Origin of the sequence: Clostridium sp. DFI.5.61 (assembly GCF_024462915.1) — a bacterium.
GTDB lineage: Bacteria > Bacillota > Clostridia > Oscillospirales > Oscillospiraceae > Lawsonibacter > Lawsonibacter asaccharolyticus.
In genome coordinates this window covers 1-12,386 of the sequence record NZ_JANGBZ010000076.1, presented here as the reverse complement: position 1 = coordinate 12,386, position 12,386 = coordinate 1, and the positions used below count along the sequence as shown (strand labels likewise).

General features: G+C 61.2%; 12 protein-coding genes. 6 read left to right on the top strand and 6 right to left on the bottom strand.

All coding sequences use genetic code 11. The features are described from left to right. Window positions 1-103: 103 nt before the first annotated feature. The 4 genes from NE584_RS17945 to NE584_RS17930 all read right to left on the bottom strand — a co-directional run bounded on the left by NE584_RS17945 (window position 104) and on the right by NE584_RS17930 (window position 3,740). On the bottom strand, window positions 104-1,363 hold the full coding sequence (locus tag NE584_RS17945) for an acetyl-CoA C-acetyltransferase (protein WP_050623023.1): 1,260 nt from the start codon (window positions 1,361-1,363) through the stop codon (window positions 104-106). Between the two features lie 141 nt (window positions 1,364-1,504). Continuing rightward, on the bottom strand, window positions 1,505-2,722 hold the full coding sequence (locus tag NE584_RS17940; RefSeq protein ID WP_256183389.1) for a glycoside hydrolase family 3 protein: 1,218 nt from the start codon (window positions 2,720-2,722) through the stop codon (window positions 1,505-1,507). Further along, the gene (locus NE584_RS17935; RefSeq protein ID WP_050625381.1) at window positions 2,719-2,925 is read right to left on the bottom strand and encodes a DUF896 domain-containing protein; all 207 of its coding nucleotides are present in this window, start codon (window positions 2,923-2,925) and stop codon (window positions 2,719-2,721) included. Before NE584_RS17935 ends, NE584_RS17940 begins: the two co-directional genes overlap by 4 nt. A gap of 17 nt (window positions 2,926-2,942) precedes the next feature. Beyond that, complete coding sequence (locus tag NE584_RS17930) at window positions 2,943-3,740, bottom strand: RNA-binding protein (protein WP_050623021.1); 798 nt, start codon at window positions 3,738-3,740, stop codon at window positions 2,943-2,945. 279 nt (window positions 3,741-4,019) lie between these two features. Here NE584_RS17930 and NE584_RS17925 point away from each other — a divergent pair, with 279 nt between their 5' ends. Then, window positions 4,020-4,172 (top strand): hypothetical protein, encoded by a 153-nt coding sequence (locus NE584_RS17925; RefSeq protein WP_256183388.1) that lies wholly within the window; start codon window positions 4,020-4,022, stop codon window positions 4,170-4,172. Here the strand turns inward: NE584_RS17925 and NE584_RS17920 are convergent. Beyond that, on the bottom strand, window positions 4,165-4,803 hold the full coding sequence (locus NE584_RS17920; RefSeq protein ID WP_329737701.1) for a YitT family protein: 639 nt from the start codon (window positions 4,801-4,803) through the stop codon (window positions 4,165-4,167). The genes NE584_RS17925 and NE584_RS17920 overlap by 8 nt on opposite strands. Before the next feature lie 81 nt (window positions 4,804-4,884). Here NE584_RS17920 and NE584_RS17915 point away from each other — a divergent pair, with 81 nt between their 5' ends. From NE584_RS17915 to NE584_RS17900, 4 genes are all read left to right on the top strand, one after another. Next, window positions 4,885-5,703, top strand: a complete 819-nt coding sequence (locus NE584_RS17915; protein ID WP_256183387.1) for a MerR family transcriptional regulator — start codon at window positions 4,885-4,887, stop codon at window positions 5,701-5,703. A 304-nt stretch (window positions 5,704-6,007) separates the two neighbouring features. Beyond that, entirely contained in the window at window positions 6,008-6,874 is an 867-nt protein-coding gene (locus NE584_RS17910) for a DegV family protein (RefSeq protein WP_256183386.1), read from the top strand. 195 nt (window positions 6,875-7,069) lie between these two features. Beyond that, on the top strand, window positions 7,070-8,230 hold the full coding sequence (ytvI, locus tag NE584_RS17905) for a sporulation integral membrane protein YtvI (protein ID WP_050623016.1): 1,161 nt from the start codon (window positions 7,070-7,072) through the stop codon (window positions 8,228-8,230). A gap of 154 nt (window positions 8,231-8,384) precedes the next feature. Further along, window positions 8,385-9,761 (top strand): S1C family serine protease, encoded by a 1,377-nt coding sequence (locus tag NE584_RS17900; RefSeq protein WP_108980218.1) that lies wholly within the window; start codon window positions 8,385-8,387, stop codon window positions 9,759-9,761. A gap of 132 nt (window positions 9,762-9,893) precedes the next feature. On the opposite strand, the gene NE584_RS17895 is transcribed toward NE584_RS17900, so the two are convergent. Continuing rightward, on the bottom strand, window positions 9,894-10,955 hold the full coding sequence (locus NE584_RS17895; RefSeq protein ID WP_256183385.1) for a sensor histidine kinase KdpD: 1,062 nt from the start codon (window positions 10,953-10,955) through the stop codon (window positions 9,894-9,896). Between the two features lie 350 nt (window positions 10,956-11,305). On the opposite strand from NE584_RS17895, the gene gap reads away from it, so the two are divergent. After that, entirely contained in the window at window positions 11,306-12,316 is a 1,011-nt protein-coding gene (gene gap / locus NE584_RS17890; protein ID WP_050623013.1) for a type I glyceraldehyde-3-phosphate dehydrogenase, read from the top strand. The last annotated feature ends 70 nt before the right edge of the window (window positions 12,317-12,386 follow it).

Here is a 12,386-nt window from a genome sequence, read left to right as displayed (position 1 = left end):
CCCCCCCCCCCCCCCCCCCCCCCCCCCCCCCCCCCCCCCCCCCCCCCCCCGCCTGCCGGACCGGGCCCCGGGCGGTCAGCCCCCGGGGACGCCGGTGTCCGGCTCAGCACTTCTCAAAGATGGTGGCGACACCCATGCCGCCGCCGATGCACAGGGTGGCCAGGCCGCGCTTGGCCTCGGGCCGCTTCTGCATCTCGTGGAGCAGAGTGACGATGATGCGGGCACCGGAGGCCCCCACGGGGTGGCCGATGGAGATGGCGCCGCCGTTGACATTCACCTTGCTCATGTCGAAGCCCAGCTCCCGGGCCACGGCCACGGACTGGGCGGCAAAGGCCTCATTGGCCTCCACCAGGTCGATGTCCTCGATCTTCAGGCCGGCCTTGCTCATGGCCTGGCGGGAGGCGGGCACCGGGCCCACGCCCATGATCTTGGGGTCCACGCCGCCCTGGCCCCAGCTGACCAGCTTGGCCATGGGCTTCAGGCCGTACTTTTCCACCGCCTCGCCGGAGGCGAGCACGATGGCGGCGGCGCCGTCGTTGATGCCGGAGGCGTTGGCGGCGGTGACCCGCTGGACGTGCTTGCGGGTATCGGCCTCGTGGATCTGGGTGAGCTCAAAGGTATGGACGATCTCGTCCTCCACTCCCTCGGGGCCCACAGGGAAAGCGCCCTTCAGCTTGGAGATGCCCTCGGCGGTGACGCCGGGGCGGGGGAACTCGTCCACCTTGAACTCCACCAGCTCTTTCTTCTTCTTCACCATGACGGGGACGATCTCGTCCTCGAAGCGGCCGGTCTTCTGGGCGGCCTCGGCCTTCTGCTGGGAGGCGGCGGCGAACTCGTCCAGCTCCTGGCGGGTGATGCCCCACACGTCGCAGATGTTCTCAGCAGTAGTGCCCATGTGGTAGTTGTTGTAGGCGTCCCACAGTCCGTCCCGGATCATGGTGTCCACCACCTTCTTGTCCCCCATGCGGGCGCCCCAGCGCTCGTCAGGCAGGGCGTAGGGGGCGGCGGACATATTCTCGGTGCCGCCGGCCACGATGATGTCGGCGTCCCCGGCCAGGATGGCCCGGGCACCCTCGATGACCGACTTCATGCCCGAGCCGCACACCATGCCCACGGTGTAGGCGGGGACGGAGTAGGGCAGGCCGGCCTTGACGCCCACCTGGCGGGCGGGGTTCTGGCCCTGGGCAGCAGTGAGGATGCAGCCGAACATCAGCTCGTCCACCTGCTCCGGCTCCACGCCGGCCCGGGACAGGGCCTCCTTCACCACTACGGCACCCAGCTCGGGGGCGGGGGTGTCCTTCAGGCTTCCGCCGAAGGAGCCCACGGCGGTGCGGCAGCAATTGACAACATAGATCTCTTTCATTGGGATCGTTGACCTCCATTCTTTCATCAGGCGCGCCGGAGCGGCGGCCGGGATCTCGGGATCTTCATGCTCCATTATAGCGAACTTTTCCGGGAACGCAAAGGGGTTTCTTGCGAAATGAGGCGGAAATTTCGGCAAATCTTAGCTTGTTTGTACATCCTCCGCCCCGGGGAGGGACAGCAGTCCCAGCTGGAGCTTCCAGCGCAGCACCCGCAGCACCGACTGATCCAGCCGGTCCCAGGTCAGCGCCCCGGTCTCCACCGCCTCCAGCACCGAGGGGATGCCCCCCTGGGGATCGCTGGTGAGGACCAGGTCAGCCCCGGCCTGGAGGGCCATCACCGGGGCGGTGCCCTCCTCCACATACTTCTGTACCGCATCCATGTCCAGGTCGTCGGTCATGGCCACTCCTTCAAAGCCCAGCTCCTCCCGCAGCACTTGGTAGGAGGCTGGGGACAGGGAGGCGGGCAGCTCCGGGTCCAGGCAGGTGACGATGTTGTGGGAGACCAGCACACCGCCGGCCCCGGCGTCGATGCCTGCCTGGAAGGGCAGGAAGTCGGACTGGCGGAACTGCTCCAGGGGGCGCTGGTCCACCGCAATGCCGGTGTGGGTGTCCCGGTTGCTGCCGTAGCCCGGGAAGTGCTTGAGCACCGAGCCGATGCCCGCCTCCCCCATGGCGGAGACCACCGTGTCCGCATACTCCGCCGTAGCCTGGGCGTCTTGGCCGAAGGCGCGGGCATAGATGAAGTCAGCGGGGTCGGTGGACACGTCGCACACCGGAGCCAGGTTTACGTTAAGGCCCAGATCCAGCAGAAAGGCGGACTTGTCCAGGGCGTCGGCCCGGACGGCCTCCAGCCCTCCGGCAGCGAAGAGGGCCTGGGGGGAGCGGAACTTCTCCGCCCGGAAGGCGGGGTAGTAGCTGGCCCGGACCACCGTGCCCCCCTCCTCATCTACCCCCAGGAGCAGGGGGATGGGGGAGGTCTCCTGGAGGGAGGCGAGCAGAGTGCGCAGCTCCTCCGGGGTGCGGTTTTTGAAGTCCCGGCCGAAGAGGAGAAAGCCCCCGGGGTGCCACTCCCGGGCCAGCTCATCCCAGCCGGTCTCCGGGAAACGGACCCAGAACAGCTGGCCCGCTTTCTCCTCCGGCGTCATGGTGTCCACCATGGCTTGGAGCAGCTCCTCCTGGGTGGGGGGCTCGGGCTCCGGGGCGGGCTGAGGCTGGGCGGAAGTGCCGGCCTCCGGCGCCGGGGCCATGGCGGACTGGCTGGGCTCCTGGCCGCTCCCCTCCCCTGCTGGCGCCCCCGCCGGTGCGCAGCCGGCCAGCAGAAAGGACAGGAGCAGCGCCCAAAGGACCCCCCGCCTCACGGCTTTTTGGGGAGCCGGTGGCGGGTGCCGTCCGGCTCCTGGATGAGGGTGTTGTCCAGCTGGGCCTCCAGATTAGCCCGCACAGCGGCCACATACTCCTGACGGAGGGCGGCGCGCTCTGCTGTCTCCTCCGCCGTCAGGCCCTCCGGGGTCTTGGCCTTCCGGGCCAGGGCGTTGATGCGGTCAATTTTTTCCTGTGTGATCATAGCGTATCTCCTTCTCAGATATACCGTTCCAGAACCAGCATGAAGCGGCCCTTTTTAGACTGGCCCAGCACCTCTTTCACCACGCACTTGCCCAGACCCCGGCAGGAGAGCACGTCGCCCTCCCCCACCGTCCGGTCCGCCTTGGCGCACTCCCGGTGGTTTACTGACACCCGGCCGGCGGAGACCAGGTCCGCCGCCTTGGACCGGGAGGTGGAGAAGCCGGCGGCAAGCACCGCGTCCAGCCGCAGGGCGGCCACCGTATCCCGAATGGTCTTCACCTGGGGCGGCTTCGCCTCCAGCTGTTCCAGGGGGATCTCCCGCAGCTTCATCTTCCAGCGGCCGGCAGACTCCCACTGGGAGAGGAGGATGGGCAGGGCATCCCGCAGGACCAGCACCTGACAGCGGCCATGGTCTAACAGAATGTCCCCCAGCTTTTCCCGGGTGATGCCCAGTCCCATCAGGGCACCCAGGATGTCTCGGTGAGACAGCTCCGCGTCCGCGGGGAAGGCGGCCTCCAGCGCGGCCACCGGCCCCTCCGGGTCGGCGAGAAAGTCGGATTCCTCCTGCCAGTCGGGCAGAAAGGCGCACACCGCCCGCTCCGCCCCCTCATATCCGCCGAAAAACAGGTGGCGGGGGCGGCCCCAGGCGTTGAGCAGATCGGTGACGGAGGCCTGCTCTCCCGGGGAGAGAAATGGGGTGCAGGCGGGGACAGAGCGGTTCTGGGCCAGCTCCAGCTTATCCAGGGCGCGAGCCAGCAGCACCCGCTCCTCCCCGCTGCGGGCACATTTGTTCAACAGTTCGGTCTTGTTCATGGAGGCCTCCTTTTCTGGTGGGTGTAGTATATCCCATCCGGCCGGTGGTGTCAACGAGGGGCCGCTGCTCCGGTCTTGACAGGGCGCGGAAAGAAGGGCAGACAGGCCGCCCGCCGCGTCCCCTCCCGCCAGTATGCCCCAGCGGGCGGCTCCTTTTTACTCTTTGAGCTGATGTAGGATATAAAAAACCTCCCGCAGTCAAAATAAGAAATAACGGAGGGAGGCAGATCTCTGATGACGGCCTTATATAAAGAAGGACGGAACCAGGAGACGTGCAAAATGATCAGAGATCACAAAGACCACATCCCGGCGGCTGGACAAGCCAGCAAACCGAGGTGTGGTCTTTCTATTGCTGAGGGTGTTTTTACTGTCAAAGCGAAGGTGGAAAAACAGAGAGTATCTGTCGCTTTTTGTGATTGGATATTCATCTGATGGTTTTAAATTTATATTCTTTTATCCAATCGATTAAGTTCGAAGAAACAGTAACGGTTATCAATGAGAAAACAATACGCATTATGGGAATATAGGTAAGGGATAATAGCAGCACTACAGTATCCGTGAACAAATAAGAACGGGATAACTTCCAGTGGGAGACGTGAGAAATTGTTAAAGCCAAGGCGTCATCTCCACCACTGGAACCTCCCTGACGAACAATTAAGCCGACGCCTACACCCACAAAAATACCGCCTAACACAGCGGCGATCAACGGATGTGCGGACAAATCGGGGAGCATTGGCGGAAGCAGCTCCCAGATCTTATAAAATACAGAAACAAACAGTGTTGAAATAATTGAGATTTTGATAAAGTTCCCACCCAGGAATTTGAATGCGAGCAAATAACAAGCAGCATCCAGCATAGGGGTAATATAAGCCGGAGAAATTTTCAGCCAATGCTCGACTAAAAGCATTAAGCCAATCACACCGCCTTCTGTGATGTTCGTCCGCTGGTGAATGTTGTGGATCCCAAAGGTGCAGATCATGGCTCCGAGTAATATCAGCAGTATTTTCTTGAAAGTCAGGCCATCCGCAAGCTTTTTACAAATGGCAGTCATACGGGGTATCAATTTGAGCAGCCTCCTTGATAAGTTCATATTTTCATGCTAAAATAATAAACTATATAGTAACTATAAGGTCAAGGGGCTTATATGAAAAATTTATTTTCCATCGGTGAACTTTCCAAACTGCAAAACATTTCTCGCCAGACTTTGATTTTCTACGATAAAATCGGACTTTTCCGTCCTGCATATACTGATCCTGATAACGGTTACCGCTATTACAGTTCCAGCCAGCTTGACTATTTGGATACGATTTGCATCATGAAAAGAATCGGCTTTTCCCTCAATGAGATTAAAGCACACATGAAAAGTTTTAGGATTGAAAATTCTATCGCTGCGCTGCGCAAACAGCTCTCTACCATCAATCATCAGATTGAGGAGCTGCAAATGATAAAAAACCGCGTTGAACATCGGTGTCTGCAGTTAGAGCATTCTATTTCCATTCGTGATTGTAGCGATATCGTTTCCATAGAGGAAGTAAGCCCCCAATACATTTTGCTTCAAAAGGTCACGGAACCTTATACGTTGGAAATGCTCAGCATTGCTACAAAGGAATGTTTTGTTCGGTCATCCAAGGAGCAACTTCCAATTTTCTTTCAGAGCGGTGCGATCGTGCCGTATGAACGTATTCTGCGGGGAAGATATACCGAAGCATCGTTTGCCTTTCTGTCGATTGAAAAGTCTGATAATATCGACGGCGTTCTGGAACTTCCCAAAGGGCGGTGCGTATTTACCTATCACACAGGGGACTATCTTTCCATCGGAAGATCCTACGAACGCATTTTAGAATACTGCCGAACCCATCACTTCAATATTGTTTCTGATTCATATGAGTTCGCCATCAATGACTACCTTTCCACGGCCGACGAGAGCGAATATATAACGAAAATTTTGTTCTATATTGCGTAACAGCATACTTTTTCAAACAGCAGTCAATAAAGAATAGATCTTAATTCATAGAGCTGAAAGAGGGGACTTGACCGCCCATCGGCGTATCATGTCCCTGCTTGTTTTCCAGCGGACTCCTTTCCAACGGTCGTTTCGCTCTGCCAATGTAGCAGGTGGTGCAAACCATCCTTTATACAGCAACTCCCAGGTCAGCGAGCTGGAGGGCGGACGAGGCCGGAGTTGACAAGCGGGGGGCTTTCTGCAATAATATTGGTGTAAAATTGGAGGTCCGCGCCCACGGCGCGTATCATGGAAGGAGACCGCTATGGCGAAGATCCTGTTTTTGACCGATTCCGCCGCCGATATCCCCAAGTCCCTGCGGGAAGAGCTGGGGATCAGGGTCATGCCCTTCCCCATCGCCATGGGGGAGCGGGAACTGCGGGATGGGGAGGATTTCACCCCGCAGGAGTTCTATCAGGCGCTGGCGGAGGAGCCCAAGATCCCGACACATGCCCAGCTCACGGCGTACCAGTTCCAGCAGTGCTATGAGGAGACCTGGAAAGCAGGGTACACAGACCTGATCTACACATCCATCAATTCCGAGGGCAGCGCCACCTACCAGAACGCCGTCCAGGCCCGGGGGGAGTTCTTTGAGGACCACCCGGAGGCCCGGGATGCCTTCTCCATCCGGGTCATCGACAGCCACACCTATACCATGTGCTACGGCTACCCAGTGGCAGAGGGGGCGCGGATGGCTGCCGCAGGCGCCTCTGTGGAGGAGATCGCCGCCTATATCCAGGACTGGGTGGATCATGTGCGGGTGCTCTTTGTCTCCTTTGATCTGAAGTTTGCCAAAAAGTCCGGGAGGGTCTCCGCCGCCGCGGCTTTTGTGGGAGAGGCCCTGGGGCTCAAGCCCATCATGACCTTTGAGAATGGAGCCTCCAAAGTGGTGACCAAGGTGCGGGGGGAGAAGAACGTGATCCCCACCATCCTGGAGCTGGCGCAGAAGGAGCGGGAGCCGGGGACGCCCTATCTGATCATCCGGGCCGCCCGGCCCGACCAGGCGGAGCTGCTGACCGAGTCCTGCCGTCAGGCCTTTGGGCAGGAGCCGGCCATGGACTGCTTCATTGGCGGCGTTATCGCCATCAACGCCGGACCTAATCTGGTGGGACTTATCTACCGGAAGAAATAAAACTGGCCGCGCCGCGGGACCCGGGTCCTGCGGCGCGCCTTATTTTGTCCTCCCGGCCCGGGCGGGGCGGGAGGAGGAAAGAAAGCGGGGAAGAGATCCCCGGGATTTACATATTATTCATCCTTTTTGTGATAGGCTGGACTATGCTATGGAAAACTGAAGGTATCGATGTGATACTGTGAAGGAGTGGTCGTTGTGGAGAGAGAACAGCTGTCCTGGCAGGAGCGGGGGCAGTTGTGGCTGCGGCTGATCATCCGCCTGGTGCTGGCAGCAGCGGCGGTGGTGCTGGTGGCCAAGCTGGGGCCTCCCCTGCTGTCCCTGTTCGCCCCCTTCGTGGCGGCGCTGATCGTGGCGGCCCTGCTCAACCCGGCGGTGCGCTGGCTCCAGCGCAGACTGGGCTGGAGCAGGAAGCTGCTGTCCCTGCTGCTGGTGGTGGTCATCTTCGGGGTGATCGGCGGCTGTCTGGGCATCCTGACCTATGCCGCGGCCAACGAACTGGTCTCCCTGGCGCAGAATTGGAGCGGGATGCTGACCCAGGTGGAGGGCTTTTTCGATCAGATGGAGGCCCTGTTTGCCCGGGCGATGGACCTGCTGCCCCTGTCGGTGGTGGGGACGGTGGAGGACACCGTCAACGCCCTCATCCAGCGCCTCCAGGCGGTGGACCCCACCGCCCTGCTGAGTGCGGCCAAGGCGGCCACCGACTGGGCCATGCGGGTGCCGGAGTTCCTGCTGGCCCTGGTGGTCTTTGTGATGGCCTCCTATTTCCTCACCGCGGACTACCCCTATCACCGCACGCGGGCGGTCCAGCACCTGGACGAGAGCCTGCTCCGCTTCCTCCAGCAGGTGAAGGCCACCGCCCTGGCCGCCTTCGGCGGCTACCTGCGGGCGGAGCTGCTGCTGTCGGTGGGGGTGTTCTTCATTCTGCTGGGGGGATTCCTGCTGGTGGGGCAGAACTACGCCCTGCTGCTGGCCCTGGGGCTGGCCATTCTGGACTTTATCCCCATCATCGGGTCGGGCACCGTTATGGTGCCCTGGGCGGTGGTGGCCCTGTTTACCCGGGATTTCTCCACCGCTGTCTATCTGATGGTGATCTGGGGGGTGGTGGCCATGTTCCGCCGGGTGGCGGAGCCACGGTTCGTGGGCGACCAGACCGGCCTGTCCCCTATCCTGTCCCTGGTGGGCATCTACGTGGGCATGAAGGTGGCCGGAGTGGCTGGCATGATCCTGGGACCCATCCTCATCCTGGTGGTGCTGAACCTGGTAGGGCTGGGGATCTTTCAGGGCTTTTGGATGGATGTGACGGCGGCGGCCCGGGACATCACGGCGATCCTTTCCCAGCGGCCGGAGCGGAAATGAGAGGGTCTGTCAAAGTTTTTTCGGGAATTGTTCAAAAAATCCCCCCTCTTTCTTCATGCTTTCTTCATATTTAGACCGTATCCTTATTTTTGTCAGAAGGGGAAAGAGAGGCGCTCCCCCCGGACACAGTTCAAATCGGCAAGGAGTGTTTGAAATGGCAAATCAGGACAATGAGTTCAATTTCTATAATAGTGAGAATGACGGGTACCGGGGCGGCTTCGGCGGGTACACCGATTCCAACCCCAACCAGAGCCAGGGCGGGCCGGAGGCCCCCCAGGGGCCCCAGAAGCACAGGGGATCCGGCAGGCGCATTGCGGCGCTGATCCTGGCCTGCGCGGTAGTGGGCGGCGGAGCGGGCGTGGGCGGCGCAGCCCTGTACTCCAGCGTCTTCGCGTCCCAGCCCAGCGTGATCTATCAGAACACCCAGCCCATCTCCACCCAGGCGGACCCTGTGGCCAGCTCCAGCGGCCAGGCCATGACCCCGGAGCAGCTGTACGCCGCCAATGTGGACGCCTGCGTGGGCATCACGGTGTCCACCACCATGACCAACATCTTCGGCTATACCAGCACGTCGGCCGCCTCCGGTTCCGGCTTCGTCATCACCGCCGACGGGTACATCGTCACCAACTACCACGTCATTGAGGACGCGGTGAAGGACAGCTCGGTGAGCATCACCGTCTCCTTTCACGACGGCAGCAGCTACCCCGCTACCCTGGTGGGGGGCGAGGAGGACAACGATGTGGCCGTGCTGAAGATCGAGGCCTCCGGGCTCCAGACCGTGACCCTGGGCGACTCCGACCAGCTGAAGGTGGGCCAGGCCGTGATGGCCATCGGCAACCCCCTGGGCGAGCTGACATACTCCCTCACCGACGGCCTCATCTCCGCTCTGGACCGGCTCATTACCACCGGCTCCGGCAATGACTCCACCACGATGAACATGCTTCAGACCAACTGCGCCATCAACCCGGGCAACTCCGGCGGCCCCCTGTTCAACAGCTACGGGGAGGTCATCGGCATCACCACCGCCAAATACAGCACCTCCAGCTCCGGCACCAATGTGGAGGGCCTGGGCTTCGCCATCCCCATCAACGATGTGAAGAACATCATCTCCGACCTGATCCAGTACGGCTATGTTACCGGAAAGCCCTACATGGGCATTACCGGCGTGACCATGTCGGCCTCTGTAGCGCAGCAGTACGGCGTCACCAACGCGGTGCTGGGTGTCTATGTGGCCACAGTGGAGGACGGCTCCTGCTCCGCCAAGGCGGGACTGCAGCCTGGGGACATCATCACCGCCATGGATGAGGACGACGTGGTCACTTTCCAGGACTTGGAGGCTGCCAAGGCCACCCATCAGGCGGGGGATACCGTGACGCTGACGGTGTTCCGTAACGGAGAGAAGCTGGAGCTGTCCCTTACCCTGGACGAGCAGCCCCGGGAGACAGTCACCGATACTTCCTCCCAGCAGCAACAGCAGCCTCAGCAGAACAACCAGTATTACGGCTGGCCCTTCGGGGGATTTTTCTCCTGAGCGGGGAGCGGCCCCATACTGGGAACAGAATGGTCCGGGTCCGGCAGCCAACGGCTGCCGGGCCCGTTTGCTGCATCAAAAAAACCACCGGCCTGGCCGGTGGTTTTCTGATCTTGTGAGAGGCGGGCAGCGCTATTCTATGTCCTCCGGCTGGTACAGAGAGGAGGGGAGGACGTCGGACAGCTCCACCAGCAGGGGAGATAGGCCGCCGCTCCGCTCCGGGGCAGGGGTGCTCGGGGTCAGATCCATGGAGAGGGGGCCGGTGGGCAGAGAGACGGTGGCGGCCAGGCCGCCTGGCTCCCGGCGCTCCAGGAGCAGCGTGCCGCCGTGGAGAGCGACGATGTGCCGGATGATGGGCAGGCCCATTCCCGCCCCCTCTCCGGGCTCCGGGAGCAGGTGGGGGGAGGCCCCCTCCAACAGAGCGGAGAGCTGTCCGTCGTCCGGAGTGGAGCCGCTGTTGGTACAGGTCAGGACGGCCCGGTCTCCCCAACGGCGCAGGGTGAGCAGGACGGTCCCGCTGGGGGCCGCCTTAGCCGCGTTGGACAGCAGGCCCAGCAGCATACGGGAGAGCAGGGCCGCGTCGCCGGGGATCAGAAGTCCTTCGGTGCTCGACTGATAGCGCAGCTGGATGCCGGCCTGAGCGAGCAGGGGGGCAGTGTCCTCCGCTGTGTGGCGGCACAGGCCGGCCAGATCCATGGTCACCGGGGAAAAGGCCACCCCGGACTGGGACTTGGTATCCCGCAGGAACTCCAGGTTGTTGACCAGGCGGAGCATTTGATAAAAGTTGCGGTTGATGGAGGCCAGCCGCCGGTCGGTGGGAGAGCCGGTGCCGCTCAGGTCCTGGGAGAGGAGCTGAAGGTTGTTCAGCAGCCCCCCCATCTGCTCGCGGAGCTGGCGGGCAAAGCCGTCCATCTGCTGGGGGGAGAGGGCGGAGTCAGGGGCGGGGCGGAACAGGAGCAGCACCCCTCCGGGGGAAGAGACCTTGGAAAAGACGAACAGGCCGCCGCCGCCGGTGAAAGCTCCCGCAGTCTGAGCACTGTCCAGCGGGGCAGCCAGGTACTGGGGCGGCTGGTCCCCCACGGCCAGCTCTGGCAGGTGACTGAGGGCGGCGGAGTTGAGCGCGGTGATCTTTCCGTCCCGCACCTCTACCGCCGCCTGGGGGAGCTGCTCCAAAAAGCTCTGTTCTTCAGACATCCCGATCCTCCTCTCCGCTCCAAAACCGGCGCAGCGCTTCCGCAATAGGATTTGCGGGGCGGCTGATTTTAGAAATGGAAAATTTCGCTGGGCCGGGGCGTGAGCCCGGCCCGGACAGGACCTAGTATATCAGAAATTCGCTGCATCAACAAGAACATGGGCGCAGATTCTGGCGAACTGTGTAAATCCATGGGGAAAAAGAACAGAAGGCAGGGCCTACTATGCCCGGAGGTGGCTAATTTCCACGGAGAAACAGAGAAAAAACTATGCAAAACACAGACTACCAAAATCAGAAAAAAAGGGATATAATAGTGGAGCGCAACCAAAACTTGATAAAGGAGACAGTTACAATGAGCATTAAAGTTGGCATCAATGGCTTTGGCCGCATTGGCCGCATGGTCTTTCGGGCCAGCCTGGACCACCCCGAGATCGAGATCGTGGGCATCAACGACCTGTGCCCTGCCGAGTATCTGGCCTATATGCTGAAGTATGACACCATGCACGGCATCTGCAAGGCTGAGATCGGCAGCACTGAGAACGCCATCGTGGTCAACGGCAAGGAGATCCCCGTCTCCGCCGAGCGGAACCCCGCCGACCTGCCCTGGGCCAAGCTGGGCGCGGAGTATGTGGTGGAGTCCACCGGTCTGTTCCTGACGAAGGAGAAGGCCCAGGGACACCTGGATGCCGGTGCCAAGAAGGTCATCATGTCCGCCCCCTCCAAGGATGACACGCCCATGTTCGTGTGCGGCGTCAACCTGGACAAGTACACCACTGACATGAACTTCGTGTCCAACGCCTCCTGTACCACCAACTGCCTGGCCCCCATCGCCAAGGTGCTGAATGACAACTGGGGCATCACTGAGGGCCTGATGACCACCGTGCACTCCGTCACTGCCACCCAGAAGACTGTGGACGGCCCCTCTTTGAAGGACTGGCGCGGCGGCCGTGCTGCCACCGGCAACATCATTCCCTCCTCCACCGGCGCTGCCAAGGCCGTGGGCAAGGTCATCCCCGAGCTCAACGGCAAGCTGACCGGCATGTCCATGCGCGTCCCCACTCTGGACGTGTCCGTGGTGGACCTGACTGTCAACCTGGCCAAGCCCGCCAAGTATGAGGAGATCTGTGCCGCCATGAAGGCCGCCTCTGAGGGTGAGCTGAAGGGTGTGCTGGGCTACACCGACGAGGCCGTGGTGTCCAGCGACTTCCTGGGTGACACCCGTACCTCCATCTTCGACGCCGATGCAGGCATTGCCCTGACCGACACTTTCGTAAAGGTCGTCTCCTGGTACGACAACGAGATCGGCTACTCCAACAAGGTCCTGGAGCTGATCGAGCACATGTACAGCGTGGACCACAAGTAAGCACTGTCCTGTTGCAGGACGCGAATGTTGTCGTCAAAGCGCGTGCGGTTTTCTTCTGCGTATCGGTCCA